Consider the following 26,856-nt stretch of genomic DNA (forward strand, 5'->3'; position numbering starts at 1 on the left):
CGGGTGCTCCGAGAGTCACTGGTCTACCTCCAGGGCGAGTACTGCAGCGTTCTGGTCGAGCAGTGCGGCCGCGACGGCGCGTACTTCGGCCGCGGTCACGTCCAGCAGGGTGCGGGGGAGGCTGAGGGCCGAGGCCGCGTCCGAGTGGATCAGTTCGATCGAACCGAGCATCAGGGTGCGGCCCATCAGCTGGTCCTGGGTTCGCCACAGTTGGGCGGCGATCCGGTGTGCCGTGCGCGTCACCTCCTCCTGCCCAACTCCGTCCGCAGCGATGTCTGCCAGTGCCCGTCGGACCATGGCGAGGACGGCAGGGGCGTTGAGTTCCTGTCCGTGGAACATCTCGACGACGAACGGCAACGGTGCGCGGCCGTCGAGGGGGTTGCCGAACAGGCCAAGGTAACTGCCGACCTCGCTGATGTCTCCACGAGCGGCGGTCATGCGATCGAGACGTCCCAGCGGATGGTCGGCCAAGATGTCGGCAAGTACGACGGCAGCCAGCAGCTCGTGGGTCAGGCCGCGGTCGGCGGGAGCCCGGAAGACGACTGCGGTGGCTGGGTGCGGGGCGTGTGCGTCGTGCCGCACCAGGGTGCGGTCTGAGGGGAGCGGGGGTTCCTCGGCCGGGACCGAGTGAGCTGATTTACTCTGTGTGATTGCAATTCTGCGATCGGTCTCCGTTCTGGAATCGGACCCTCCAATTCCTCCGAAGATTTTCTCGACCAGTCGTTTCATGTGGTCGGAATAAAAAGATCCGCTTACGGTCAGGATTGCCGATCCTGGCGCGTAGTGGTCGGCGATGAATTGCTCGACGTCCGCGCGAGAAAGGGTCTCCACCCGCTGGGCCCCATAGCCGTTATGGCTGTGAGAGGGAAGTGTGTAGGCAGCCTTGCCGAGCCACATCCAGGGGAATCCACCGAACGGCTGGCCGTCGATGTTGGCCCGGATCTCATCCTTGACCACGCGCACCTGCTCACGCAAGGCGCTTTCGGCCACCCTCCGTGTGGCCATGCGGTCGGCCTCCAGGCGGAGCAGCGACTCGGCACCCTCAGCGGGCAGAACGCCGTAGTACTCGGTGTAGTCAGCTTGAGTGGTCGCGTTGAGCAGGCCTCCCGCCTCCAGTACCGCCCCTGTGAGCGCGGTGTCCGCGCCGTCGCAGAGGAGGTGTTCGCAGAGATGAGCCACCCCGTTCTTGTCGATCGGTTCTGTCCGAAATCCGACGTCGTAGTGCACGGAGATTCCAACCAGGCCATGGGCATCGTGCGGATCCAGAATCACGCGCAGGCCGTTAGTAAGCGAAAAACGGGCGATAGCTGAGGTGTTCATGTCGCAAATGACCGGTCTCTCGGTAGGGCGCCGCAAGGCTGGATTCAAGAAACGTGCTGGTTCCCTGACCCAGGATGTCCGGATGAACTCTTGACGCTCTTGATTGCAAACGTCAAGGATGGTGATCACTCCAGCAACGGAGCAACGAGAGGAACCCTGTGACAATCACTCATGAGTCCGGGATCGACATCGGGACGCTGCGCGCCAAGGACATCCAGATGGCAGCCACCGCCGACCTCAGCAGGCGCACCCTGCTCATCAGCGGCGCCATCGACGTGAACAGCCACGACATCGTGGTGACGTTCGAACTTCCGGAGCCCGGTCGCTGGCAGGTCATCAAGAGCGAGTCGAACCTGACCGACTTGCCCTGGCTGACCTGGCAGATGACCTGTGACGAGAACACCCGCTTCGTCGCCGACGCCGACGCCCAGATCGTCTCTCGCCAGTTCGCGCAGACCTTCATGACGCCGGACCAGGACCGCATCACCTTCTACGACGGTGAGGTGCGTCCCGGCGAGGCCGTGCTGAAGATGTTCACCATCGAAGCCTCCAGCAAGCGCACGGTCATCAGCCACGCCCGCTTCGTGCCGCCGCCGGCGGAGGTTCCCGGCACCAGCCCGCAGCAGCCCCAGAAGCCGACGCAGCCGGTCAAGCAGCGTCTCGCCGAGCAGATCCGTTCCTCGGTGGAGAATGGCATGCCGCCGCGGCCCGCCATCGAGCTGTTCATCCCGGTCACGCTGATCACCGGCTGACGTCCGCAGCATTCAGGGGCGGCCGTATCAAGCGGCCGCCCCTGAGTACGGGCATGTCCGCAGGCAGGATGGAAGCACAGAGAAGCAAGTGAGAACCGACATGAAGAACAAGGGACTCGGGCGATTCGTGACGGCGCGCACCGTCTCGATTCTGGGCGACCGGCTGGCAGAGACCGTCCTGCCGATCGTCATCCTCCTGGCGACCGGAGACGCCCTGCTCGCAGGGCTCGTGACAGCGGCCAACGTGGCACCAACCTTCCTTCTCTCCCTCCCCATCGGGCACTGGGTGGACCTGCGGGAACGACGGCGCCTGATGATCTCCGCCGACCTCTGGCGCGCGGTCCTCTCCGTCGGCCTCGCCGTAGCACTGTTCGGCCCGAACCCTTCCGCACTGATCCTCGTCCTGATCTCTTTCCTGCTCGGCTGCGGCGACGTCCTGTTCAACGTCTCCGCCCAGTCCTACCTCCCGGCTCTGGTCCCCTCGACCCGCATCATGCGCGCCAACACCGTCCTGGAGACAGGCGACGCCGCCGCCACTCTCGCCGGTCCCGCCGTCGCGGGAGCCGTTCTCACGCGTCTCTCCGGCTCAGCTGCCATTGCCATGAACGCAGCCTCGTTCCTGGCCTCCGCCCTTCTACTACTGAGGCTGCCCGACTCCCGCCCGGGCGAGAAGACTGAGGCCCGGGAAACGGAAACCGGTGAGGATGCCGCCCCACAGCGCCTCGGACGCACCGAGATGCTGGCCGGCGTGAGACTCCTCATCAAGGACCCGACCCAGCGCCTGCTCCAGATAGGCGGCGCCTACCTGTACCTGGCGGCCGGCGCCGCAGGGGTCACGATCATCAGCCTGGCGGTGCAGGAGCTCCACCTGAGTAAACTCCAGGTGGGACTGGTGCTTTCGGGAGCGGGCATTGGAGGCCTCGCTGTCGGCTTCCTTGTCGCCCGTGTCGTAGAACGGGCCCCCTGGGGTCCGCTGCTGGGCATGTCCCTCCTGGGCATCGCGCTGACCTGTATCTGGCTCGCTGTCACTGGATCGTTCGGCGGCGCCTTCGTCGCGGTCCTGCTTATGGACGGCTGCTCCGCCCTCGCCTTCATCACAGCCGGTTCGGCCCGCCAGATCTTCACCCCGGCCGACAGGATCGGGAGGCTCACAGCCGCCACCGGCATCGTCAACGGTGCCGTGCGCACGCTCGGAGCGGCCGGCGGCGGAGCCTTTGTGCTGGCCTTCGGCGCCCGCAAAGCCTTGCTGGCCCTCGGGTTCTGCGGGATTGCCGCCGCGACGCCGCTGCTGCTGGCACGGGTCGCCCGAGTCTCCATGAACCGCGCCAGTGGGACGGCGGAGCCCGCAGAGGCAGCTCCCTCAGCCTCCTCCTGACCCCGGACCCCACTGAAGCGTTCATCCGCTCCCGCTGACAGCGGGTGCTGAACCCCGCCCTCTACGGGAGAGACAGCCATGACTCACACGTTCATCCCAGCGCCGGAAATCCTCGACAGCCCACGCGGACGCCGTCTTGCAGGTGCCACCCCGGCGGCCCTGGTCGTACCCGACCTACCCGCCCTGCCGGCCTCGGCCCCCGTCGTCATCGTCGGTGGCGGACTGGCCTCGCTCACTCTCGCGGCGCGTCTCTGGCACCACGGCATCCGCGACTACCTGATTCTCGAACGCGGCACCCGCCTGGGTGGCCAGTTCTTCGAACGCGTCGCGGCCGTCGGCCAGCTCATTCTGCGAAGCCCCTACGAGCACCACCCGGGAGCCGAGGGCCACCGCGACTGCGAGATGCTCGACTTCGCCCGTCTGAACTGGGAGCACCTCACCGCGACCGAGCAGAACGAAGTCCGGATGGCCCAGTCCGGGCAGCGTGCTGTCGCCCCCCTCGATGTCTTCGAGGGCTACTGCTCGCACGTCGCCGCCACCCATGGCGTCACCGGGCAGGCCCGCAGGGCGGACGTGAGGGAGGTTGTTGCGGACGGCGCCGGCTGGCGGGTCCTGACCGACCGGGGAGAGGTACGCGCCGAAGCCGTTGTCCTCGCCGTCGGAGAAGTTCGCAGGCCTGCTCCGGAGCACTGGGACACCACCTCCACTCACGTCCGCTACTGGGACCAACACTGCGAGCGCCCGGCCGGCGGGCGGCACGCGGTGATCGGAGCCGGACTCAGCTCCGCACACATCGTCCACGACCTCTGCAACCGCGGCCTTCCGGTCGACTGGGTGTTCCGGGGGACCGAGCACTACCAGTGCGCCGACGTCAACGCGGCATTTTTCCGCCCTGAGGGCCGCGCGATGTTCCATCAGGACTCCTTGGAGCAGCGCCGCAGCATGCTGTCCGTCGAACGCCGCCCCTCGATCATGTTCGAATTCCGGCCCCGGCTTCAGGCCTGGGAAGAGTCCGGCCTGCTCACCGTGCATCGCGGCGCGGAGATTACGGACCTGCAAACCGACGGCGAAGGAGCCCACCTCGCCATCGCGGGCGGCGCGCCACTGAGCGTCGACCAGGTCCATCTGGCGCTCGGTACCAACACCGTCTTCACGGCACAGGTGTCGGGGGCGAAGCTCACCTTCCATGAGGGCATGCCCCTCATGGACGAGCACACCCTCCAGGTTTCCGGAGTGCCCGGCCTCTACGCCATCGGAGCCCTCGGCTCTCTCGCTCTCGGCCCGGCCACCCGCAACATCGACGGACACCGGGTCGCCGCCGCCCGCATCGCCGACGCCCTACGGGAACAGTTTCAGGCATCGGACTCCCGCCCGATTGCCACCACCCCGGAATCCGCACAGCTAGCCCGGAGGAGCGCATGATCGTCACTCAGTACACCCCCGAGGAAGCGGCACTCGAACCGCAGAGCATCGTGCTGGGCCAACCCACTGAACGGATCCTGGCCGCATTGGGAATCGCCCTGCACACCCACCGGGTTCCCCACCTCATGATCGCCGTCGAGCGAGCCGCTCACACCGATGGATGGTCCATCAGCTGGGACGAGGCTGTCGAGGCAGGCCTGGACCTGTGGGAGGAGATGCAGCCTCGCTTCGTTGGAGCAGGTCTGACCGGCATCCGCCGCAACGGCGCACCCCGGGAAAATCTGATCCGCTTCGGAACCGCCGTCGCCACGGAGATCGGCATGCCCCGTGATGCCGCCCTCACGGTGCTCCTCACCGTCTGCCTGATCCGGCGTGAAGAGTTCGACGCCCGGGTTCACGAACGCAGGGCCAGCCTGTGAAGTACGACACTTGGCCGCCCACGATCCAGCTCACGGATGACTTCTACGCCCGCCACTGGGAGAAGGGTCCTGTACTTCTGCGCGACGCCGATCCCACCGCCTTTGAGTCGGTGTTCACACGTGAGTCCTTCGATGGGCTGCTCCAGTATGGGGCGTTGCGCAGCGGATTTGTCACCGTGATCAACGGCGGACGGCCCGTTCCAGACGAGCTGCTCTGCCGAGAGGAAGAGGTGGGAGGGCGGGTCCACGATGACTTGGTCGACCCAGCCTCCATCGCCCAGCATCTGGATAGCGGCGCCACCGTGATCCTCGCAGGCCTCCAACTGCTGGACCGTTCCGTCGCGGAGCTGGGACAGCGGCTGTCAGCGGACGTAGGACGCCGCACAGAGGCCCATGCCTTCCTGACCCCACCACACATTGGAGGGCTGGCCCGGCACTTCGACGGCGAGGACAACTTCCTACTCCAGTTGGAAGGGACCAAGCACTGGGTTCTGAGCCCCCCGCTGTCCGACCGGCTCCCGGTGTCCGGCGGGCATCCCCCCGCCGGACACCCTGCCGACGAGAGGGACGTCGTGACCGTGGACCTGCGCCCCGGCGATCTGCTGTACATTCCACGCGGCTGGTTGCACGCCTCTTCCACCATGGACACCGCCTCGCTCCACGTGACCTTCCAGGTCTTGCCGGATACGGCCAGGAACGTCATTGAGGAGCGGGTGCGGAGGATACTCCTCGATGCGGTCTCCGTTGATGAGGCGGTGCCGCGTCCCGGCAGCTCTGCTCTAGTCGGCTTCGCGGAGCAGATCCGGCGTACCGCCCGCGGTCTTGAGGAGTGGGCGCAGGAGGTGGACCAGGCAGCGGCCGGCTCCTGACAGAGGGCGCGGCAGGGGGCGGTGCCGTGCGGCCAATGGGGTTGGGGGTCGGAACTGGCTTTGCGCCCGTCGAAGAGCAGCGTTTTGACAGTCACCTTGGCCATCGGCGCTAAGCCGTTGCTTCATGACTTCGCATTTTGGCTCAGATTCTGTGCACTGGCCACACTGAGTCACGGATCGGTGGATGGGGGCGGCCGCAGACGGGCACGGCTCTGGAGAATATGAGCCCGGAAACGGGGCCCAGCTCGGGTGGGGCTGCCTCAGCCAGGGGCGACCTTATTTGAGCAGAGCGGGCTTGTGAACGGCTGGTCGTCGAGTTCGTGCGGGACACACTGTGTTACGCGTCGGTGCCGGCGGTGGATGCCGGTGCGGATGAGGCTGCTCGGCGCTGCCCGTGTTGCCGGTACGCCGGTCCGGAGCCGTTGGCCACGCTCTACGCCCCGGAGCTGGCCGCGCCGGTGGGTGAGCGCCCGGCCATCGAGCCTGCTGATTAGTCCTGGCCGGTGGTCTTGCGGGAACGGGAACGGGAACGGGCGCGGGCCGAAGCGGACCGCGGCGCCGACGCAGAGGCCCTGGTGCCGCTGCTGCACCGGTCCACGGCGAGGAACGCGCACTCTGGACGCACTGCCGAACACACGGTGAGGCCAGGCCCCGCGAGCCGAGGGCAAGCCTCAGGGAAGGCTGGGCAAGCCACCCGCGAGGGCGGCCTTCCACCCCGAACCGAGGGCTCAGGGGCGCCACCGCATGGAGTACAGCCCGATGACGGACACCCTCGTGTCCGTCATCAACGAAACGGACGACGACGAAGCAGCCATCGACATCCTGCTCGATGCGCTGGGCATCGGGCGTGAGGCGCTGACGTTCAGGAGAGATCTCCGACGCGGCGACGACGAAGTCGAATGGCTGCCGGCAGCACGTCCCCTGGATTGACCTGAAGGGGCACTTCTTGCCACCACGAAGCTTCTGCTGCTGCAGGCTCCGGACGCGCTGGCTTGGGCTGTGGCTCCCGACTCTGTCGCTGATCTTGTGACGTCAGCCGTCGAAGCGGATCCAGTCGACGGGCAGGTCGGCCAGCGGGGCCAGGGCGCTTCGGTGGCTGGCGCCGGCCCAGACATCGAACTCTTCGCCGTCCTCGCTGCTGACATGCACGACGAGGCCAGGGGCCACGTAGAAGTGAGTGGGTGCCCACGGCCAGAAGGGACCCAGGGGCACAAGGTGCAGCGCTTCGGTTAGCCGAGCGACCTGTGCAACCGTAAGTGTGCGCGGCAGCGCCAGGTAGTCGGCACTCATGGAGGCTTCGAAGAGGGAGAACTGGATCAAGAAGCCGCTGAGCGGTTCCTGCTCTGCGATCGGTTCCTCGTCGAATTCCCGGAACCAGACGGTCGGATCGGCCTCGGCTCCGTCGAGCGTCCACAGGAGTGACCAGAAGAAGCCTCCTTGGTTCTCAACGCCGAAGACGAGCATCTCGCCCAGGTGGTCGGTATGCAGGTCGGGCTCGGGCAAGATGCTGTTCTGGGTCCCGAGGGCGCCCGGCCGCTGCTTCGCAAGGCGGTACAGCTGCCTCAGTCCAGCAGGCAAGCGTGAGGGAGAGCAGGCGGCAGGTGGTTCGGTGGCGCCTTCGGCGGTGTACCAGCCGCTGACGAACTGTTCCAGCGCTGCCGCACGGTCACCGTTCACATTCCTTAGCCACTCGAGGCCCGGCAGGTCCTCCGGGAAACGTAGCGGGCGTACCCGGTTGAGGCGTTGGCGACTCAAGGATGCTTCAAACCGCAGTTCACAGTGGGTAAGGACGCCGTTGGATGTGCTGGCCTGGCTCAGCTTGGCAGTGCCCAGGTGCAGGATCTCTTCTCCGAGGCGGACCGCGATGTGGATCGGCAACGAGCTCTCGTCCGTGCCCCAAGGCGACCCCACCAGTCGCTCGGTGACCGGGGCAGGTGCGGGCCCGATCAGACGGACCTCTTCAGCGCTCCACACGCCGCTCATGGTGGGTGCGTCACTCGATTCGACGACGATCACCGTGCCCGCGTTGCCTATGACAATGCTGGCGCCCCCCACGATGAACGGTCCGGCGATCGCCGAGCCACCGATGAGCGCGGATACGTGGTCCTCATCGAATAGCAGCGCCGGAATTGCGGCAGAGCCCTGACCAGTCATCCCCGCATCATCGTCGACCACAGCTGGGCATCCCTAATGTCTGCCAGCTGCGAACGGCAACGGGCGGATGGAGGAGATCCTTCGGGCTCTGGACCCGGAGTTCCTCGCGCTGTGGGGGTGGGACTGGCAGCGGCGAAGTCACACCACAACTGGTCCGCCCCGAGAGAAAGCGAGTTTGCTCCGACGCCGTAGCGGCAGCAGGGCTGACGGCTTCTCTGCGGGGGGCCCTATCACTTTGGTCAAGGTGGACGGGTGCTGGTTCGGGCGTCTGGAACGATGTGCCCGTGCATGCTGATGATCAGGTTGGCGAGGGTGTCTCTGCGGAGCTCGCGGTGTGTCTCCGGAACGCCGCCGACGGCCGTCCGGTGAAGATCGTTCCTTCCGTCTGCGGCGGGTGTGGCGGGCGCGTGTTCTTCGTGCTCGTCGACGATGTCGAGGGCGGAGCCGAGCGAGTGTGCGCTGGTTGCGGCGTCCGCGCGTTCATCGCGGATAGCGAGGAGTTCTGGGAGGACGCGGATCCGGGCGAGGCCTGCTGCCCGTGCGGGAGCGGGGAGTTCGAGACCGCGGTCGCGTTCTCCCTGGCCGACGACGGATCGGTCCGCTGGGTGACCGTTGGGCTGCGGTGCCAGAAGGACGGCGCCGCGGGGGTCTATGCCGACTGGAAGATCGACTACGGCCCCACGGACCACCTCCTGACCATGGTCTAGATCTGCAGGGCGACGGACCTAACGGGCTGCGGTTCGTAGAAGGTTCCGTCTCTGAGCATGGCGAAGAGGACGTCGGCTCGTCGTCGGGGGAGGCAGAGCAGGGCTTGGGCGTGGTGCTTGCCCTGGGCGATCTTCTTGTCGTAGTAGATCCGCGATGCCGGGTCGCCCAGGGCAGCGAACGCGGAGAACGTGCGGATGGAGGCCCACAAGGCGAGCGATGGTGGACACGGTCGATCGGGAAGGGTGCCGCCGAGGATCGCGTAGGCCAGGAGGCGAATCCGGGTCATGGCTGTCTGCGGTGCTCGGCGGTCGCCGCGAGCAGGGTGATCGCTTCGCGGACGTAGCGCCAGGCGGTGGCCACCCCGATCTGGAAGCCGGCTGCCAGCCGGGTGAACGTGTCGCCGTTGTGAAGGTGGGCCAGCGCCAAGAGCGCTTGACGGCCGGGTTTGAGGCGGCGCCAGTGTGATCGGTGTTACTGGCGACGGGTGCGGATCAGGTCGGCGAGGTGGTTCAGCGATCGGGTGGACAGCGGTCGCGGCAGGGTAGGACAGCAACGAGGCTCCCGGGAGGGGCATCTTTCTTGGTCGGTTGCTTGTCTTACCGGGAGCCTCAACCGACCGCGCGCTCTACCCCGATACGCGCCCTCAGCTGCCCAAAGCCAGTTGGAAAACGCTCAATGGACCGTTTTCGAGACCGGCGCAGACTCGGTAGAGCTTGAGGTCGCAGTCTCGCGAGCGGCCGGTCGTTCAGCGGGGCAGGATGCGCAGTACTGCCTCGTATTCGCCGCTGAGCCGCAGGCCTTGCTGTACTGCGGCGCTCAGATCGAGCTCGCCGAGCAGGGTCGCGGCCAGCAGGTGCGGCGGTCCGGTCAGGGAAGCGGTGGGGTGGTCGACCCGGCCGGCGTGGGTGTGCACCGAGCCGTCCTTGACTTCGATGACCAGGTCTTCGTTGCCGTCGGCGTGCAGTTGCAGGGCGATTGCCGGCTGGTCGGGGCGGTGGTCGGTCAGTGCCCGGGCGGGCACGTCCAGCCAGTGGGTGCGGAAGGTGTCGCTGCCGGCCGGCTCACGCAACAGCGGAATTCCCCATCGGCTCAGTTCCTGCAGCACCGGCTCCAGCGCGCGGCCACGCTCGGTGAGGGAGAACAGGGTGGTGGCCACCGGTGGCGGGGCGGCCTTGCGGTGGATCAGGCCGGCTTCCTCGAGTTCGCGGAGCCGGTCGACCAGCAGGTTGCTGGCGATCCCGGGCAGCCCGTTGCGCAGGTCGGTGTGCCGGCAAGGACCCAGGGCGAGCAGTTCGCGGATGATCAGCAGGGTCCATCGGTCGCCGATGGTGTCCAGTGCTTTCGCGATGCCGCAGTACTGCCCGTAGGTGCGCATGCCACCACCCTACATCGCGATGTTGAGATTCAAAACTCTCTTGTTGACTTTCTCAACAACGTCGGTCTAGCGTCGCTGCCCATGACCACCACCCTTTCCGTACGTCGGCTGGCCTGGGCCGGCGTCGAGATCCGTCTCGGCGACACCCGCCTGCTGATCGACCCCCTTGAGAACGTGGCTCCGCTGGCGCCGGTGATGGGGCCGCCGCACCGGCCGGTCGACCCGGTCGACACCCCGCCCGGCACCCACGCCCTCATCACGCACCTGCACCCCGACCACTACGACCACGACCTGATCGCCCGGATCGCGGCCACCGGCACGATCGGCTGCCACACCCCGAGCGCGGCCGGGCTGCGCGAGGCGGGCATCACCCCCGTTGCCCAGGACCTGGGCCAGTCACGGCGCATCGGAAAGCTGACCGTCACCCCGGTTACCTCGCTGGACTGGCGCGGCAACGACTGTGACCAGGTCGCCTGGGTCGTCGAAGGCGCCGGCCGGCGGGTCATCCACTGCGGCGACACCCAGTGGCACGGCAGCTGGTGGCAGATCGCCCGCGACCACGGCCCGTTCGACGTCGCGTTCGTCCCGGTCAACGGCGTCATCGCCCACTTCGAGGGCTACGCGGCCAACGTCCCGGCGACCATGACCCCCGAGCAGGGCGTCGAGGCCGCCGTCGTACTCGGCGCCGACACCGTCTGCGCCATGCACTACGGCCTGTTCCACAACCCGCCGTTCTACACCGAACAACCCGACATCGAGCAGCGCTTTCAGCACGCCGCCGACGAGCGGGGCATCACCGCGGCCATCATCGCCGACGGCCAGCCCGTCCTCTGACCATCAGAAACAAGGAGCAACACATGAAGATCGTCCTGTTCGGTGCCAGCGGCAACATAGGCCGGCCCACCACCGAGGAACTGCTGCGGCGCGGCCACACCGTCACCGCGGTCACCCGAGCCGGCCACGTCGACGGCCTGGAGCACAAGGCCCTGACCGTGACCACCGGTGACGTCACCGACCCCGCGGCGGTCGCCGGCCTCGCCGCCTCCCACGACGCCGTGCTCTCGGCCGTCGGCCCCCGGATCGGCCAGGAAAGCGACCGCGCCACGATCGTCGGTGCCGCCCGTGCGCTGATCGACGGACTCCGCCGAGCCGGCGTCACCCGCCTGGTCACCATCGGCGGTGCCGGCAGCCTGCGCACGCCGACCGGCGCCCGGGTCATGGACGACCCGGACTTCCCCGCGCTGTGGAAGGCCAATGCCGAGGCCCAGTCCGAAGCGCTCGACCTCTACCGCGGCGTGCACGACCTCGACTGGACGTACGTGTCGCCCGCCGCGGTCATCGGAGCGGGCGAGCGGACCGGGGCCTACCGCAGCGCCGGGGACACCCTGCTCACCGACGACGACGGCAACAGCCGCATCTCGTACGCCGACTACGCGATCGCCTTGGCCGACACGATCGAGAGCGGCACCGCGATCCGCCGCCGCATCACCGTGGCGTACTGAGCCATGAGCAACGACGCCGCCGGCCTGCACACCCGATTCATCGTCCTGCTCGCAGCGCTCGTGGCCCTGGGACCACTGTCCATCGACGGCTACCTGCCCGGACTGCCGGACCTCGCCGGCGACCTGCGCGCCAGCGCCGCGGCCACCCAGCTCACCATCACCGCCTGTCTGGCCGGGCTGGCCGTCGGGCAGCTGATCGCCGGGCCGCTGAGCGACACCTACGGCCGGCGGCGTCCGTTGCTGGCGGGCCTCGCCCTCTACACGATCGCCAGCGCGCTCTGCGCGGTGGCACCCGACGTCCGGACCCTCGTCGGCCTACGTCTGGTCCAGGGCATCGGCGGGGCGTTCGGCATCGTCATCGCCAACGCCATGGTCCGCGACCGCACCTCCGGAACCCACACCGCACGTCTCTTCTCCGCACTGACCTTGATCACCGGCCTGGCGCCGGTGTTCGCGCCGGTCCTCGGCGGCCAGCTACTGCGCGTCACGGCCTGGCCTGGAATCTTCGTGGCCCTGGCCGTACTCGGCGCCGTGATGCTGGCGGCCTCCGCCGCAGGACTGCCGGAGACCCGGCCCTCCGCGTCACGCCAGCCGCTGCCGGCTGTCGTCGGGCAGCTGCTCAGCGACCGGGTCTTCACCGGGTACGTCCTGGCAAACGGCCTGGTCTTCGCGGCGATGTTCGCCTACATCTCCGGCTCGCCCTTCGTCCTGCAGGAAATCCACGGCCTGTCACCGCAGCAGTACAGCGCCGTGTTCGCCGTCAACGCCGCCGGACTCATTGCGGCCGCCCAGATCAGCGGACGGCTGGTGGCCCGGGCCGGCGCCCGCGTGCTGCTGCTCGCCGGTCTGCTGGGCGCGACAGCCGGTGGCACCACGGTCCTGGGCGCGGTGCTGACACGGGCACCCCTGCCCGTGCTCCTGACCGGCCTGTTCGTCCTGGTCTCCAGCGTGGGCCTGGTCATGCCGAACGCCGCGGCCCAGGCCCTGGCCGACCACGGCGGACACGCCGGGTCGGCCGCCGCTCTGCTCGGCTTCAGCCAGTTCATGTTCGGCGCGGCACTCGCTCCGCTGGCCGGCGCGGGTGGCGCCACCGACGCCTTGCCGATGGGAATCATCGTCGCCGTGCTGCCGGCGCTCGCTCTGCTCACACTCGGCGTCCTCACCCGGTCGATGCCCGGTGAGCGCACTCGCAGGCCGGCTCGCCAAGGCCCTGCCGGGCACCGGCGACCGCGCCGGCACATCGATCGCAAACGAGCCGGCATCCAGTGAGCCGTTTCATCCTTCGCAGCGCGGTGACTCGACGTGGTGCAGGACGAGGACGGCCTGCACGATTGCGGTGGCCCGGCGCGGGCAGCAGCGCAGCTTGACCAGGATTCTCCGGGTCTTGAGGGCGGCGATGGCCCGTTCGCCGCGAGCGCGGGCCGCCGCACGCTGCGCACGTGACGGCCCGCTACCGCCGCTGCGGACACGGCACCGGCCCCCGGCACCTCGGCGACCGGAAGGCCGTCGCGGAGTTCACCGCCATGCTCGCCGCCCGGCAGAGTCCGGCCCCCTGGACCCGCCGCGGCGATGTTGCCGTACGGATCGACGAGCGCGGCCCGGAACGCGGACGCCCGCTCCCCGAACAGCAGCCGGACACCGCCCCCTCGCCCCGGTCCTCATCCACCCCGACACCCGGACCGCCCTCACCGGCACCCTCCACTGCGCCCAGGCCCGAATCCACGGCGAACGGACGAGCCCGTACCGACTCCTCACCCACGCCCTCGCCGGGCGGGACCTCCCGCCCGGCACCGACCTGAGTACCTGAGCACACGAAGTGGCCCTCGCAGTCCGGGCCTCCATCCGGGCGGCGAGGGCCGCTCCTTGCCCGCCGTGCTGGGGGACTGCTCGAAGCGGCAGCCTGTGCGGGCGGCTCACCCCGTTTTACGGCGGCTCGTGCGTTCTTCAGCCAGATGCCACCGCCGCGCCCTGGAAGGTGGCGTCCAGCGGCGCCAGGAGGTGGCAGTTCTCGGCAGCCCACCCGCGCGCGGCGGCGGCCAGGCCCTCCTCCCACGCGACATCGAAGTGCGACCAGACCATCCCGAGCTTTTCCAACTGCGCGACGCGGTCCGCGTCCATCTCACCGCGGGCGTAGAACCGGCGGGCGTCGGCGGCCCACTGCCCCAGCGGGAAGCCCGCGAGCGAGACCGGCCACCCAGACCGTGGCCGGGTACAGCTCCGGGTCGGCGGCGCACCGGCCCCGCACAAGGCTGCGGGCCGTCCCCGTCCGCAGGCGCGGTGCGCCCGCTGACGGAGACGGCCTCGTCGCGCCCGTCGCGACGGTGTCCGTCAGGCGAGCGTCACGGGAGCGCAGTAGGCGTACGCCTGGACCACGGCGTTGGTGGACTCCGTGGGGTTGTAAGCCTGGACCATCCACGCGTCTCCCGCGGCCGGGCCACTGACGCTGGCTTGCTGGGACACGTTCACGGTGACCCCGAACGACGAGCGGAAGCCTCCGGAGATCGCCTTCTGCCCTGCCGGGCACTGCGCGGTGCTGCCGACCGCGGTGCCGGGAGCGATGGTCACCTCGGGCCCGAGCACCTGCTGGAGGGTGAGGGGCGGCCCGGCGGGTCCGGCGGGTCCGGCAGGCCCTGCGGGGCCCTGTGCACCGGCGGCCCCGGCCGCACCCGCCGCCCCTGCGGCACCTGCCGCCCCGGCTGCTCCCGCCGGTCCCGCCGGTCCCGCCGCCCCGGCGGGACCGGCAGGCCCCGCGGGTCCGGCAGGTCCGGGCGGGCCGGGCTGCCCGCCGCCGCACTCCCCGTCGGACCCGTGGGGCCCGTCGTGGCACGGCTGCGGTGGCGCCGACTGCCGTGAGGACGGTGCCGCCTGCTCCAGCGCCTGCGCCTGCGGGGCCGCCCAGCCCATGAGCGCGCCGGACGCGAGGGAACCCGCCAGCGCGCACGCTCCGAGCCAGCCAACTTTCATCCGATTTCCTCTTCTCGTAGCACGGGGACCCCAGCGGGGATCGCGAACGCCACCATGCATATCGAGCGATGATCGGCACTAAACGGCGGCGAAGCCGTTGTCGCCCGGTTGCCCTCGCGGCCCGGGCCGTCTGGAGCGCGCATGCCCTGTGTCAGCTGGGGAACCGGGATCCGGACCGACCGCGCTGGTCCGAGAGCGAGGACCGGTGGACGGCGGCAGATCGCTGACCGGTGTCCGTCGGGCCAAGTGCGGCGCTGCCCGAAGCCGATACGGGATTCACCCACGCCGCAGCGGACGCCCCGGCTAACGTCGTGTGAGCCGTTCCGGGCAGTGAGTGGGGAGGCTCCGATGCCGACGACCGTGGTGGGATTCCGGCTGAGCCACTCGTCACCAGCAGGCTAGTAACGGTCCTCGTCACCGAGACCGGCGTGCTGCGTGTAGCCCAGGCGCGCAGGGGGCGATCGTTGATCGGGCGCACCTTCAGTCCCCAACCCCCTCTTCCTTGGAGAACACCATGGGCCTGAGCGCCAAAGGCGAACCCGTCACCGTGCAGGACGAGACCAAGGTTGACGTCGGCATCCATCTTCAGCAGGGCAGCCTCACCCTCACCCAGAACGGCAAGGACTTCGAGGGCTACCAGGCCTCGGTGGAGTTCGTCGCTGTCCACGATGGACCGTGGACAGCGAACAAAGTCAAGTTCTCGGCCAAGGGGCCGGACGGCAAGTCCGTGGGGTTGACCGTGGATCTACTGAACGACACATTCGACGGGCCCAGGCCTGGCGTTCCCGCCGCGATCTGGAAAGTCGTGGCGCTCGCCGCGATCTCCGCCGGAGATATCGGAATCACCTACGCGATCCCTGACCCGCGCCCGATGTAGCCGTCCTCCTCGGACGGCTCGTCAGACCCCTGCAAATAAATGCGTCACGGATCAGTCACAGCCCACCCATACCGGCCCAGGCGCCGACACCATGACGCGATGCGCACACACCACATCACCCTCCTCGCGGCCGCCGGCCTCCTCGCCCTCACCGGCTGCTCCGAGGCCGTCACCAGCAAGCCCAAGCCCGACGCCAAGGTCGGCGCCCCGACGTCCGCACCGCAGTCGAGCACCGCCCCCGAGGCGCTCAGCTCCGCAGCCGCAGCCGCCGGCATCCCGCCCAGCCCCGCCCCCGAGCAGCGCACCATCTACCTCGCCGCGCTCAACAAGATCGACCCCGAGATCGTCAACGGCAAGGACGACAAGGCCATCAGCCGCGGGCTGAGCCAGTGCCAGTCCATGAAGGACCAGAAGGACCCGACCAAGCGTGTCGAGTCCACGAACCGGCGCTTCATCAGCCCCAACCATCCGGACGGCTTCGGCCCCACCAAGGCCGCCTTCATCCTCGCCGCCGTACAGACCAACCTCTGCCCCACGTACTGACGGGCCCACAGACCACCACGGTGCAAGTGGGTGCGGGTACGGCCGCCCGGGACGGAGCCCCGGGCGGCACCCCACAGACTGGGTCCGGCATGGCCACCCATCCCAACCCCGGGAGGCCTAGGGCAAGTTGCAGGGCAAGCGCATCGGAGCCCAGGGCCGCCGGCGGGAGCGGTACCCGGAGCCGGTCAGCAGGTGACCTCTGTCGGCGTTTTCGGGCATTGACCCCCAGTGCCAACAGGAGGGGGGAGAAATGCCCAGGGAGAATCACTACTCCGTAGCGAAGGCCTATGCCGAGCGCGCCGAGCAGGCCCTTGAAATGTGACCGACCCGGGGGTTCATGCACAGACCCTCGCCCTGATCGCGCTCACCCACGCCGTACTGGAGACCGGATACGACATCTCCGACGTCTCTACCGCTATCCAGCAGGGCGGGTAGGCCAACCAGGCATCATCCGATTCGCCGCCCGGCAGAGCAGGTCGGCTCCGCAAAGCGGCGCTCGACGGGCAGTGAGACGGGTGTGAAGTGCTCCCCGCCGACGCGGGGGTGTTCCGGCCAGGAGCAGGCCGGTCTTGGTGTCGGTCCGGTCCGCCTCGGAAGGCCGCCCGGCCGACGTTGAACCGGACGAGCCCGGGCTACTGACCGGTCGGGCTCGCCGCAGGAGGCCACTCCTGAGACTGCTGCCCGTCCTGGCTTCCTGAGTCAGAGCCGGCCCGGGCGGGCGAAGCCCGCCAGACGAGCGGACGAGCGGAGAGACCAGCCCAAGGACACGGCAACGGGGCGGGGCAGCAGCCACAGCAGCTAACTGCTGGAGGGCCTTGCAGCGGACCTCCGTGACTGAACGCCCACCGAGGCGGCCCGGTTCAGCCTGCCAGCTGCTGAAGCCATTCGCGGAGCAGCGCCGTCTCGGTGTCTCGCAGAGTCAACCCCGCGTCGGCAGCCGCAGGTTTGGTGGTGAGCGCGGTTTCCAGTGCGGCGTCGAGGGCGAGTGCGCGCGAGGCCAGGTCCGACCCGGATGAGGCGGGCGGGTCCGTGGTGATCGAGGCGATGACGGTGTCCCGCAATCGTGCCGACGTGGTCAGGTCCCGCTCCGAGGGCTCTTCGCCGATCAGTGCCAGCGTGGCGCCCGTTGTCGCCGCGTGGATGACGTGGGTCGCCTGCGCCACCGGAACCCGAAGGCGCCCGGCCTCGGCCGCCCGGCCCAGCAGTGTCACCAGCAGGGCGTGCGCCTCGTCCGCGGCCGGGGGTCGCCGCCCGGGCTGCACTGTGCCGTACATGAGCATGTAGAACGCGGGGTGCCGCACTCCGAAGTCGACGTGCAGGTCCCAGCCGCGGTAGAGGTCGGCCACCGGGTCGTCGGGGGTCAGCGCCAGTGCCTCGCGTTTCTCGGCCAGGTACATCTCGAACCCGTAGGCGGCCAGCTCGGCCAGGAGTCCGTCCTTGTCGACGAACATCCGGTACAGCGCGGGGGCCGTGATGCCCGCGGCTGCGGCGACAGCGCGGGTGGAGACCGCCTCGCTGCCGCCCTCCTCCAAGAGCTTGGCGGCCACCTGCAGCACCTGGCGCCGCGCGGCGCGTCGTCCCTCGTTCATGGAACAACGATATCGCATTTTGCGAATCAGCGCCTTATCGGTGCTACGGTTGTAACCGGAACAGCGATACCCACTGATGGTGGTCGGCGCCGACCCGCGACATCCGGGCACGCGCCGCACCCCGGCCGGTGCACTCGTGGAGCCGTGCGGCCGACCGCCACAGCGGGCAACGCGTCGTCCGCCGGACCACCACCGAACACCCGCCATCACGGCAGGAGAGGAACATCCCATGTCCGACATCTCGATCGTCATCGCGTCGCATTCCGGCTACGGCCACACCGCGCAGATCGCCACAGCCGTCGCGGACGGCGCGCGCTCCATCGCCGGGACACAGGTCCAACCCGTGGACGTCGCCTCCCTCAGTGACGCTGACTGGGAACTGATGGACGCCGCGGACGCCATCATCTTCGGCACTCCCACCTACATGGGCACCGCGTCCGGGGCGTTCCACGCCTTCGCCGAGGCCAGCAGCAAGCGCTGGATGACCCGCGCCTGGAGCGACAAGCTCGCGGCGGGATTCACCAACTCCGGCTCCATGAGCGGCGACAAGCTGCACACCCTGCAGTACCTCTCGCTCCTGGCGGCCCAGCACGGAATGCTCTGGGTGAGCCTGAACCTTCTGCCGGGCTGGAACACCACCACCTCCAGCCCCCAGGACGACAACCGCCTCGGCTTCTACCTCGGTGCCGGCGCCCAGAGCTTCAACGACACCCCGGCGGTCCACGACGCGGACCTGAACACCGCCCGCCACCTCGGCCGGCGCGTCGCCGAGCACACCCGCATCCACCGCGCCGGACTGGCCGCCGCAGCGCACTGACACAAGGGGTCGCCAGAAATCACCTTCCAGATTCGGTCTCGACGGCCTGGTACAGCAGGACGGCCGAGTCCGACTGACTGGCCTTGGTGCGCAGCGCCTCCGCGAGGTCGGCCATGCGTGCCGAGTGGTGCACGCTTCCCGCGACTCCGGAGTCAGCGGCCCGGAACAGCGCCTGCACGGCCGCGTCGAGGTCGGCGACGCTCCCGAACGCGCGATGCCGCAGCGCGTGCGTGGCACCGAGGCTGGCCAAGTACCCGGCGCGGTGCCTGTTGCCGGCCGGGGTCGCGGCGACCGCCTGCCGCAACTGTTCCAGCGCCAACAGCAGGTCCTCGTCGGCACCCTGCGCGACGAAGCGGTCCCTCAGCATGACGGCTAGGTGGGACCGGAAGCCGCCGAGGGCGCGACCGGCAGGGGTCCGCCCGACCGGCGGCGGCGCGCACGGTGCAGCATCGCCGCCAGGTTCGCCGCTCTCCCCGGCCATGCGGACGCCTCGGGGGCAGTCGCGGCGAGCAGCTCCGACTGTCCCCGGATCGCGTCGTCGAGGTCGCCGCGCTCACCCCGGACCACGAACCGCTGCCACTGCGCGAGCGCCAGGTTGTTGCGCACGGACGGCGCGCCGGTCAGCCGCAGGGACTCCGCGCCGGCGTCGACCGCGCGGTCGAGGTCGGCCGGGTCACCGTGCAGCTCGTACCGCAACCGGTGTACCAGGCAGCCGAGTTCGGTCACGGCCGCGCGCTCCGGCGGTGACGATCCGCGCTCCAGGTCCGCCAGCACCACGGCTGCACGCTCCAGCGCGAGCGCCTCCCCTGTGTGGTCGAAGCGCACGGCGAGCACCTGGACGAGTTCGACACTGGCGGCGAACGTGTGCGGACCGCCTCCTCCCGCTTCTCGCCGCACCCGCTCCAGCAGACGCTGCGCGCGCGTGAGGGACTCCTCCCGCCGGAACCGCTCGAAATCGGTCTGCTCACCGGCCAGCACCCGGCACCACAAGGCCATCACCACCAGCGGCAGACCGCCGGGGTCCGTCTCCGCTGCAGGGTGGCGTAACCGCAGTCCGGTCCATTCCATGCGCGCGTCCGCGCTGAGCAGCGCGCCGGGGTCTCCCGTCTCGGCGGCCACGAGCCGCTCGCGCAGCGCGGACGCCTCCCGCGACGCCTCCAGCGCCGGAGGCAGCCGTACCTGTCTGCTGCGCCGCGCCGCGCCACGACCTGCGCCGGCCGCAGTCCGGCGTCCAACGGTCCGTTCACCGGACGCCAGTCGATGACCGTGCGGTCTTCCCCCTCCAGACTGTCGTCCCGCGCCATACCGTCGTCCCCCGTCGTCCCCCGTCGTCCCCCGTCGTCCCGGAGGCGGCCTCGGTCGGGCCGTATCCGGGGTTCGGTGCCGCTCGCTTCGTCCCCAGGCTCCTGCTACGCCCCCGCGTCGACGCGTGAAACGGATCGCCTTCCGGAGCATCCCCCTGCGGCTGCGGGGTGCATTGCGGCACTATGAGTGGCGGACGTGGCCGGGCATATCGGACGGGGGTAAGGCCATGGGGTGGCTGAGGAGGCGGCGGGGAGAGCGGTCCCCGGACGACGCCGTGCGGGAGCTGGTGGGGAGGCTGACCGCGGGGGAGGTGCTCGCGCCGGTGGAACCGACCGTCGTGACACGGCAGGGGGAGCACCAGTACACGGACATCGTGGTGGGGTGTCATGCCTTCTACGGCACGGGGGTCGAGTACGCAAGCGGGTACGCCGTCCAAGGGAGTCCGCTCTTCCTCGCGTTCGGCATCGTCACAGGGGAGATGCACAACGCGAAGGTGCGGCGGCAGGCCGAGCGGATGGCTGCGCTCCAGTGGCGGTGGGAAGGGGAGATCCGGCTGGTGCTCACCGACCAGCGGCTCATCGGGTTCTTCGGGACAGGAGCCGAGGTGTACGAGATGGAGCGGCTGCTGTCGCTCACGCCGTCACCCGACGGACGCGCGGTGAACTTCGCCTTCGCCGGAGGACCGCCTCTGCTCTTCTCGGGTGCGTGGGCTCCGTGGCTGTGCGTCGTCGCGTCGGCGATGGCGCACCGCAGCACGTGGCCTCCCGGACATACACTGCCGGGGTTCGCGACCCCCGAACTCCCCACTCCTGAACCCCCGGCCGTGGCTCCCGCTGCGCTTACCCGTCGACCCGAGCGTGCTCAACTACCTTCACCTCGTGGTGAGACGGACCTCGCCGAGCGGCTGGCCGGGCAGGTCGATCCACTTCCGGCGGATCAGGCCGCCGTCGTGCTCGCCGCGCAGGGGGTGCAGGTCGTGGAGGCGGTGCTCGACCTGCTCGGCAGCAGGAGAGCCGGGGAGATACGTGCCGCGCTGCGACGCCTCAAGGAGTGATCGTCAACACGTACGCAGGATTCCGCTCGGTGACGCACATCCTCTTTGGCTGGGACCAGGCCGAAGAGAAGGAAGTGATCTTCTTCGAGGAGCACTTTGTTTGTGAACGACCCCCGACCAGTCGTTCCCGTGGAGCCAACAAACTCGTTCGAGGCCACGTGGCAAATCCACGTGAACCGGACAGCACGCGACTACGCCGAAGCCTTGGCCTCACCTTTGCGACGAAATAGATCGAAAACCATTGGGGGAGCTCGGCGAGCGCTTGGTCCTGCGCGTCGGTTGCGGCGTGTTTCTTCGCCGAGGCGGGCCAGGAGCAGGGAGCGGAACATGTTGAGCCGCCACTACGGCACGGCGTAGTCCGAGGTCTGCTCGTACGAACCCGCCGTGTCGTAGATGCGCCGGCCTTGCGCGTCGAGGTCGAGGGCGGTGGTGCGGTCGCCTCGGAGGGCTGCGGCGTGGGCTTTGCCGTAGATCGTTCAGTAGACCGAGCGAGGGCTTGGTCGGCGAAGACGTCCGCGACGCCGAGCGAGGCGCCCTCGTACCCGAGGGCGATCGCCGCCCGTCCGCGTACCCACACCCGTGTACCCGGGTCTCGGACTGGTCGGCGGCGGTGGCGGCCATGCGGTACCAGCGCACGGCCGCGTTCCTCCAGAACGACTGGGCCGCCGTCGTCAACGGCCTCACGCTCCGCTGGAGCTCAGGCGCCGTCGAGGGCCAGGTCACACCGCATCAAACTGAACAAACGCCGGTCATACGGCCGAGCGTCCTTCTCCCTCTTGCGAACCCTCGTCCTCGCACAGCCACCATGACCCTCACAGCTTCAGACGCGTCGCCCGCGCTTGGTCTTCTCGCGCACGCGGTCGCTAAGCTCGGCCTGGTAGAAGGCGGCTTTGTCACCGCCCAGCTTGAAGTACTCACAGATGTCGGCGACCGTTTCGGCGTCTTCCGCAGTGCCCGTGAGCCCGATCTGGACGAGCCCCCAGAACCCCTCTTGAGCGTGGTGCCTGCATCTGTCGCCCAGACCCGCGCCTTCTGTATCCAGTTCATAGTCGCCGGAACCCGCGGCCACGAACAACAAGGTCTGCAGCAGCACGTCTCGGGCCAGTGCCGAGAGGTCGCCCGCCAGCGCGGCCATGATCACGCCAACCGCGGACGGTGTGCACTCGAAGATGACGGTGTCTCCCTCGACGTGATCATCAAGGGTGTACCCGATCATGTCCCGGGGCGTCTCAGCAGTGATGATCGCCTCGAACAGAAGGGGCACATGCTCCGCAGAATCGCCGCAGCCGCACTTCAACGAAGCCCAATCGACCCGTCGCAGTTCTGCGCGCACCAGCTCACCGACCACCACCGCGGACCCCCAAGAGCCACGCCGGACCCCGCGCTCCGGCGCTAGCGATCAAGCATGACCCAGCTGTCGGCCCCACCGCCATCACGTGCTTCACGAAATATCCGCCGCAGCCAAATTTCGAGAGCCGCATCATCGTCGCCGCACGGGCCGGTACGAGGTCCTCCTCCCGGCCGGTCCACCGTCGCGGCGGCCGTCGCCGCCGATCCCCCGGGCCCCTATGGCCCAGCCACCCGCACCGTTCTGCAACGGGTCGCGCCCTGACGAACCTCGTGGCGCTTCGATGGAACCAAAATGTGGCCGTATCGATCTATACCTGCGAGGTCCGTTCGAGACCGTGTTCGAGATCCTTCAGTCTGCGCCGGAGTCCGAGTGAAACACCGTTCCGCCACGCTCTGCGCGGCCTTCGTCCTGTCCGCCGTCACCGCGCTGTCCGGCTGCTCCAGCGACGGAGATCCAGTCTCCTTCGCCCCGAAGGAGTCGGCGAAGCCGGGGGAGACTCAGGCCGCCAGTGACGTACGGATGCCGACCAACCCGCGGACGTGGGACCCGCAGAGGACGCTGGCGGACGGGACGCAGGTGGTGCACGTCGACCTGAAGGGGGCGAAGTCCGGCTTCACCGGCCGGGTGTGGGCCTGGGTCCCGAAACAGTACTACCGGCCCGAGTACAAGAACAGCGCCTTCCCGGTCCTGATGGCGCTGCCAGGTGCCGTGGGCTACCCGACGAACTATTTCTTCTCCAAGGAGTTCCGCCTTCAGGAGCGGATAGGGGAGGCCGCCGACAAGGGCGAGAGCCTGCCCTTCATCGTGATTATGCCGGTCCTGAACGCCAACAAGGACACCTACTACGACGGCAGCGACATACCGGGGCAGCCCAAGATGGGCACCTGGATCTCGGACGACGTCCCGGACCTGGTGCGGGAGAACTTCCGCACCTACGCCGACCCGAAGGGCTGGGGCTTCTTCGGCTCCTCCTCCGGCGGCTACGTGGGCATGAAGATGGTGCTCCAGTACCCCGAGCGGTTCAGCGTGGCGATCGCCGGCGGGCCCGATGCGGCCCCCGACTCCCCGCTGTGGAACGGCCACCCGAAGGAGAAGCAGGAGAACAGCCCGGCCTGGCTGGCCGAGCAGCTGATCAAGAAGAGCGGCGGCGCGGGCGGTCCCTCGAGCAGCCCTTCCAGCAGCGCCAAGGCCGACGCGAAGGCCAGCCCCAAGCCCAAGAACAGCCCCTCGCCCTCGGCGGCGACCGGTCCCACCAACGGCCACAAGGTGTCGATCTCCTTCCTGATGGGCACGAAGGAGCCCAAGGCGGAGGTCGCGGCGCTCGACAAGCTCCGCCAGGAGATCACCAAGGGCCCGATCGAGACCAAGGTGACCTCCTTCGAGGGCGGCCACGACGGCTACAAGTACACGGACACCCTGTTCAACGGTGACCTGAAGTGGATGAGCGACCGGATGCGCGGCCCGGTCGCCGCGAAGTGAACCGTTCCGACCTCTCTGCCACTCGAATGTGAGCCATCGGAGATGGGACACGTGCCCAAGATTCCTTTCGCCGGTCAGCGAAGGTGAGTAGTCGTCAGCCTTCTGGCCTGGGGTTGCGCAGTTTGATTGAGTGGTTCAGCGACTGTGCTGGCTCCGGTGATGGCGTGGATGGTGAGGGCTGCCGCGTACAGCGGGTCTGCCACTCGGGCCAGTCGTGCGGCGAGCACCGCGGTCGGCGAGCGGTCGTCCCCGTGTTCGGGTTCTGCTGCGTAGGCGACCGCCGCGGTGGGCTCTGCGCCGGGGCAGAGCGCGCGGGGCAGGAGGTCTTCCTTGGCTGCGGCCAGCCACCGCCACACGGTCCGCTCCGACTTCCCCAGCGCCTGGGCGACCAGGCCTACGTGAGCAGATGTCAGCTCGCCGCGCTCATCGAGGTCCAGCAGGCGGGGCATGGCAGCCGCCCGTCCGGCCCGGGGCAGGAACACGGCCGCAGGGCCGCTCACAGGATCCTCACCACTTTCCAGCACGCGCTGCCCCTCTCCCCGCCGAGCACTGGACAGCACAGCCGGCCGCCCCGATTCCATGTATCCCAGCCCTTCGGCACCCAACTGACCTGTATCGGCATACGACTGACAGCACCGCCCGTCATCCGGTACAGCCAAGGGACTCGGCGCATGACAGGTATGAAGGTCAGCCAGGGACACGCGACTCCACTTGTCGGCGGTCAGTGCAACTGCGCAGTTCTAGCGATCCTCGACATCCACGCCCAATCTGGTGCGGTAGGGCCGGAGGCCGAAGGTCCATTTTCTATCCGTAGTTTTGTTTGAAGCATTGAGGTTCCCGCCCGTGGAGTACCTGGTTTCCTAGCCCGGGCCGGCTTCGGTGGCCAGGAGCCGGCTCGGGCCTCTGCCCTTTTTCCTGTTGCCGGTTGGTCCGCGTGGCGATCGGGCCCTGATCGCCGTTGCGGTTTGTTCGACGTCGAGATAGCTGAAGCCTTCACTACCTGGCCCCTGATCGCGATTGCCCGGAGCGGTTCCCCGGCCGCTTCCGAGGGGCTGGGTGGGAGTGGCTTTGAGGTTCGTGGCTATCTTGCTTGTTGAGCCTGCTTTTCGGGTACTGCGATGTGTTCTTCGGTGTTTATGATGTTCATGGTGAGAGTCGCGAGGAATGTCAGGATCGCTACGGTCAGGGCGCATAGAGCGATTTTGTCTGTGGTGGAGGCTCGGTGCCACCAATGGCCGTGTGGGACTTCAGCTGTCGGTGTGAGGCGGGCGCGGTTTGTGCGGCGGGCGAAGAAGAAGGCTGCAAGTCCTGCGAGCGCAACGGGCCCTGCGCCGATCAGGGTGCCCATGGCCATATCCGCGAATAGCTCCATCCCGCGTGCGCGTCCGACGTCGGTCACTTTCCAGCCGAGCAGTAGGCCTCCGGCCAGCAGTATCACTGCGATGGAGGCTGTTAGGGCATCTTTCGAGGCGGCTGCTGCCCGATCGGCTTCTGCAGCGTGATTCCTTCCTCCGGCGCCTTTCAGTAGGAGGTCGATCCGTGCTGCTTGACCGTGGACCCATGTGGCGTCGCCGCCGGCGACCTGTACTTCCACGCGGCCGGTGTCGATCTTGATGGTGATCTTGCGGTCGCCGGTGTTGTCTGCGGCTTCGAGGTTGAGGTTGTCCCAGGAGTCGAGGTTTCCGCTTGCGTTGGCGTCGCGGATATGTTCGATGAGGCCTGTAAGAGTGCCGGCGCTGTATCGGGTGCTGTCGCGTTGAGTGGATATGGCCACGGACACGGCGGGGATGCCTTCGGGGGCCAGGCTGAACAGGCGGTTGAGTTCGCTTTTGCCGAGTCGGCAGGCGCCGTACACCGCGCGAACCTCGGTCTGTTGGGTGGGGGTAGCCATGCTCAGGATTTTGGCGAAAATCGCAGGGTGCGGCTGGCTGGGTCTCGTAGCGGTGACCAATCTGTAGCTGGCCTGACACACAGAGTGCCAGCCCACTCAGGCTGCGCACCGGCGTTGGGGGCGGATGGTTTTTGGGGCTGTGGCTCCTGCCGTGCTGCTGGCGGCCCGCGGAGCGGGCTCACCCCCACGGGCCGTGGGTCAGGCCCCCGCGAAAGGGAGGGGGTTGCCCGGGTTGATGTAAGGGGGTTGCGGGTACGGCCGGGGAGTCGACGGAGGGGGTTCGATGGGGCCGGCGTTACTTACTCTTGGGGCTGCTGCTCTGGGGGGTCTGATTACGCTCATTTCAGTGCTGTTGACGCAACGGGGGGCAGAGCGGCTTCGGAGGGAAGACCGGGAACGTTTGGACCAGCATCGGTTGGAGGATCGGAAGCACGCTTGGGACACCCAGGTCCTTGAGGTGCGACGAGCGTCTTACGCCAGGATCAACGCTGCTGCTCGCAGTGCCAGGGATGCGGTGGTGTCGTGGAGCATCGAATTCCGGGATTCGGGGAGTGTCGAGCCGGAGACCGGTGCTGCGATGGACAGCGTCTGGGCGGCTTATGTTGCGCAGCATGCGGAAGCGCAGATGAGTGTGTCCGATGAGGTGCTAGTTGCGCTGGGAGCGGTCAAGGGCTCCCTTCGACAGATGTACGGCCTTGTGCAGGGACTACGTAGGGGTACCTCGGATCGGGAGGCTGCTTTGCAAGAGCTGGAAATACGCAGGGGCGAGTTGTGGGATCGGTTGACTGCGGCCAGGGACGAGATGCGGAAGGATTTAGGTATCGCCTCCAGCACTTGGCAGCCGGACACGTCACGGGACACCCTGTAGTCGTTGAGTCTGAAAGTCTGGCCCTGGAGGGCCAGGGTGGGGGAGCGAAGCGGACCCACCCAATGGGCCGAAGGCCCGGACTCCGTGAAACGGGGTCAGACCCGGCTGCTCCGCAGCCGGGTCGGGGTGGAGCGCAGCGGAACCCCGAACCAGTCCGGAGCGAAGCTGATGATCTGCGGGTTTTTGTCGGTGGTGGTGCGGCAGCGTGATGTCAGTGCTGCG

General features: G+C 68.4%; 27 protein-coding genes and 3 pseudogenes. 16 read left to right on the top strand and 14 right to left on the bottom strand.

Features of this window, described 5'->3' with window-relative positions; all coding sequences use genetic code 11:
- Positions 1–15: 15 nt before the first annotated feature.
- Entirely contained in the window at positions 16–1,320 is a 1,305-nt protein-coding gene (locus IE248_RS32630) for a M16 family metallopeptidase (protein ID WP_190032572.1), read from the bottom strand.
- A gap of 158 nt (positions 1,321–1,478) precedes the next feature.
- Here IE248_RS32630 and IE248_RS32635 point away from each other — a divergent pair, with 158 nt between their 5' ends.
- From IE248_RS32635 to IE248_RS32660, 6 genes are all read left to right on the top strand, one after another.
- Positions 1,479–2,072, top strand: coding sequence for a DUF6423 family protein (locus IE248_RS32635; RefSeq protein ID WP_229895704.1), 594 nt, complete (start codon positions 1,479–1,481; stop codon positions 2,070–2,072).
- Between the two features lie 100 nt (positions 2,073–2,172).
- Positions 2,173–3,447, top strand: coding sequence for an MFS transporter (locus tag IE248_RS32640; RefSeq protein ID WP_190032573.1), 1,275 nt, complete (start codon positions 2,173–2,175; stop codon positions 3,445–3,447).
- A gap of 78 nt (positions 3,448–3,525) precedes the next feature.
- Entirely contained in the window at positions 3,526–4,869 is a 1,344-nt protein-coding gene (locus tag IE248_RS32645; RefSeq protein ID WP_190032574.1) for an NAD(P)-binding domain-containing protein, read from the top strand.
- The gene (locus IE248_RS32650; RefSeq protein WP_190032575.1) at positions 4,866–5,288 is read left to right on the top strand and encodes a DUF6187 family protein; all 423 of its coding nucleotides are present in this window, start codon (positions 4,866–4,868) and stop codon (positions 5,286–5,288) included. Before IE248_RS32645 ends, IE248_RS32650 begins: the two co-directional genes overlap by 4 nt.
- The gene (locus IE248_RS32655) at positions 5,285–6,157 is read left to right on the top strand and encodes a JmjC domain-containing protein (protein ID WP_190032576.1); all 873 of its coding nucleotides are present in this window, start codon (positions 5,285–5,287) and stop codon (positions 6,155–6,157) included. The genes IE248_RS32650 and IE248_RS32655 overlap by 4 nt, the downstream gene beginning before the upstream one ends.
- A gap of 759 nt (positions 6,158–6,916) precedes the next feature.
- Positions 6,917–7,087, top strand: a complete 171-nt coding sequence (locus tag IE248_RS32660) for a hypothetical protein (RefSeq protein ID WP_190032577.1) — start codon at positions 6,917–6,919, stop codon at positions 7,085–7,087.
- A gap of 102 nt (positions 7,088–7,189) precedes the next feature.
- Here the strand turns inward: IE248_RS32660 and IE248_RS32665 are convergent, their stop codons facing one another.
- On the bottom strand, positions 7,190–8,332 hold the full coding sequence (locus IE248_RS32665) for a hypothetical protein (RefSeq protein WP_190032578.1): 1,143 nt from the start codon (positions 8,330–8,332) through the stop codon (positions 7,190–7,192).
- Positions 8,333–8,595: 263 nt separating this feature from the next.
- On the opposite strand from IE248_RS32665, the gene IE248_RS32670 reads away from it, so the two are divergent.
- Complete coding sequence (locus IE248_RS32670; protein WP_190032579.1) at positions 8,596–9,018, top strand: hypothetical protein; 423 nt, start codon at positions 8,596–8,598, stop codon at positions 9,016–9,018.
- Here the strand turns inward: IE248_RS32670 and IE248_RS32675 are convergent.
- The 3 genes and pseudogenes from IE248_RS32675 to IE248_RS32685 all read right to left on the bottom strand — a co-directional run.
- Positions 9,015–9,203 (bottom strand): annotated as a pseudogene (locus tag IE248_RS32675) (IS110 family transposase); the annotation flags it as partial. The gene IE248_RS32670 and the pseudogene IE248_RS32675 overlap by 4 nt on opposite strands.
- Before the next feature lie 23 nt (positions 9,204–9,226).
- Positions 9,227–9,572 (bottom strand): annotated as a pseudogene (locus IE248_RS32680) (helix-turn-helix domain-containing protein); the annotation flags it as partial.
- Positions 9,573–9,764: 192 nt separating this feature from the next.
- Positions 9,765–10,394 (bottom strand): winged helix-turn-helix transcriptional regulator, encoded by a 630-nt coding sequence (locus tag IE248_RS32685; protein WP_190032580.1) that lies wholly within the window; start codon positions 10,392–10,394, stop codon positions 9,765–9,767.
- Positions 10,395–10,475: 81 nt separating this feature from the next.
- Between IE248_RS32685 and IE248_RS32690 the strand changes: the two genes are divergently transcribed.
- Genes IE248_RS32690 through IE248_RS32700 form a run of 3 tightly spaced genes read left to right on the top strand, consistent with a single transcriptional unit; the run spans position 10,476 to position 13,165 of the window.
- Entirely contained in the window at positions 10,476–11,228 is a 753-nt protein-coding gene (locus IE248_RS32690) for an MBL fold metallo-hydrolase (protein ID WP_190032581.1), read from the top strand.
- 23 nt (positions 11,229–11,251) lie between these two features.
- Complete coding sequence (locus IE248_RS32695) at positions 11,252–11,896, top strand: NAD(P)-dependent oxidoreductase (protein ID WP_037796701.1); 645 nt, start codon at positions 11,252–11,254, stop codon at positions 11,894–11,896.
- Between the two features lie 3 nt (positions 11,897–11,899).
- The gene (locus tag IE248_RS32700) at positions 11,900–13,165 is read left to right on the top strand and encodes a multidrug effflux MFS transporter (protein ID WP_190032582.1); all 1,266 of its coding nucleotides are present in this window, start codon (positions 11,900–11,902) and stop codon (positions 13,163–13,165) included.
- Positions 13,166–13,171: 6 nt separating this feature from the next.
- Here the strand turns inward: IE248_RS32700 and IE248_RS32705 are convergent.
- From IE248_RS32705 to IE248_RS32715, 3 genes and pseudogenes are all read right to left on the bottom strand, one after another.
- A pseudogene (locus IE248_RS32705) lies at positions 13,172–13,324 on the bottom strand (IS5/IS1182 family transposase); the annotation flags it as partial.
- Between the two features lie 516 nt (positions 13,325–13,840).
- A complete protein-coding gene (locus IE248_RS32710) occupies positions 13,841–14,143 on the bottom strand; it encodes a helicase associated domain-containing protein (protein ID WP_373301683.1) in 303 nt (100 codons plus the stop codon).
- Between the two features lie 81 nt (positions 14,144–14,224).
- Positions 14,225–14,476, bottom strand: coding sequence for a hypothetical protein (locus IE248_RS32715; RefSeq protein ID WP_190032583.1), 252 nt, complete (start codon positions 14,474–14,476; stop codon positions 14,225–14,227).
- Between the two features lie 898 nt (positions 14,477–15,374).
- Between IE248_RS32715 and IE248_RS32720 the strand changes: the two genes are divergently transcribed.
- Positions 15,375–15,737: a hypothetical protein gene (locus tag IE248_RS32720; RefSeq protein WP_190032584.1), complete on the top strand. Its 363-nt coding sequence runs from the start codon at positions 15,375–15,377 to the stop codon at positions 15,735–15,737.
- Between the two features lie 99 nt (positions 15,738–15,836).
- Entirely contained in the window at positions 15,837–16,280 is a 444-nt protein-coding gene (locus tag IE248_RS32725) for a DUF732 domain-containing protein (RefSeq protein ID WP_073798165.1), read from the top strand.
- A gap of 860 nt (positions 16,281–17,140) precedes the next feature.
- On the opposite strand, the gene IE248_RS32730 is transcribed toward IE248_RS32725, so the two are convergent.
- Positions 17,141–17,869: a TetR/AcrR family transcriptional regulator gene (locus IE248_RS32730; protein ID WP_073798167.1), complete on the bottom strand. Its 729-nt coding sequence runs from the start codon at positions 17,867–17,869 to the stop codon at positions 17,141–17,143.
- A 229-nt stretch (positions 17,870–18,098) separates the two neighbouring features.
- Between IE248_RS32730 and IE248_RS32735 the strand changes: the two genes are divergently transcribed.
- Entirely contained in the window at positions 18,099–18,686 is a 588-nt protein-coding gene (locus IE248_RS32735) for a flavodoxin family protein (protein WP_100582038.1), read from the top strand.
- 19 nt (positions 18,687–18,705) lie between these two features.
- On the opposite strand, the gene IE248_RS32740 is transcribed toward IE248_RS32735, so the two are convergent.
- Both IE248_RS32740 and IE248_RS32745 read right to left on the bottom strand, forming a co-directional pair.
- A complete protein-coding gene (locus tag IE248_RS32740; protein WP_190032586.1) occupies positions 18,706–19,053 on the bottom strand; it encodes a hypothetical protein in 348 nt (115 codons plus the stop codon).
- A gap of 5 nt (positions 19,054–19,058) precedes the next feature.
- On the bottom strand, positions 19,059–19,805 hold the full coding sequence (locus tag IE248_RS32745; RefSeq protein ID WP_190032587.1) for a hypothetical protein: 747 nt from the start codon (positions 19,803–19,805) through the stop codon (positions 19,059–19,061).
- 523 nt (positions 19,806–20,328) lie between these two features.
- Here IE248_RS32745 and IE248_RS32750 point away from each other — a divergent pair.
- Complete coding sequence (locus IE248_RS32750) at positions 20,329–21,045, top strand: hypothetical protein (RefSeq protein ID WP_190032588.1); 717 nt, start codon at positions 20,329–20,331, stop codon at positions 21,043–21,045.
- Positions 21,046–21,865: 820 nt separating this feature from the next.
- On the opposite strand, the gene IE248_RS32755 is transcribed toward IE248_RS32750, so the two are convergent.
- Positions 21,866–22,396 carry a hypothetical protein gene (locus IE248_RS32755; RefSeq protein ID WP_190032589.1) on the bottom strand — a complete coding sequence of 177 codons (531 nt, stop codon included), beginning with the start codon at positions 22,394–22,396 and terminating at the stop codon, positions 21,866–21,868.
- Positions 22,397–22,765: 369 nt separating this feature from the next.
- Between IE248_RS32755 and IE248_RS32760 the strand changes: the two genes are divergently transcribed.
- Positions 22,766–23,875, top strand: coding sequence for an alpha/beta hydrolase (locus IE248_RS32760; RefSeq protein WP_229895705.1), 1,110 nt, complete (start codon positions 22,766–22,768; stop codon positions 23,873–23,875).
- A gap of 74 nt (positions 23,876–23,949) precedes the next feature.
- On the opposite strand, the gene IE248_RS32765 is transcribed toward IE248_RS32760, so the two are convergent.
- Both IE248_RS32765 and IE248_RS32770 read right to left on the bottom strand, forming a co-directional pair.
- Entirely contained in the window at positions 23,950–24,324 is a 375-nt protein-coding gene (locus IE248_RS32765) for a hypothetical protein (protein ID WP_190032591.1), read from the bottom strand.
- A gap of 632 nt (positions 24,325–24,956) precedes the next feature.
- Positions 24,957–25,766, bottom strand: coding sequence for a hypothetical protein (locus tag IE248_RS32770; RefSeq protein ID WP_190032592.1), 810 nt, complete (start codon positions 25,764–25,766; stop codon positions 24,957–24,959).
- 517 nt (positions 25,767–26,283) lie between these two features.
- On the opposite strand from IE248_RS32770, the gene IE248_RS32775 reads away from it, so the two are divergent.
- Entirely contained in the window at positions 26,284–26,634 is a 351-nt protein-coding gene (locus IE248_RS32775) for a hypothetical protein (protein WP_190032593.1), read from the top strand.
- Positions 26,635–26,856: the final 222 nt, after the last annotated feature.

This window comes from Streptomyces goshikiensis (assembly GCF_014650555.1).
In the GTDB taxonomy this organism is placed as follows: Bacteria; Actinomycetota; Actinomycetes; order Streptomycetales; family Streptomycetaceae; genus Streptomyces; species Streptomyces goshikiensis.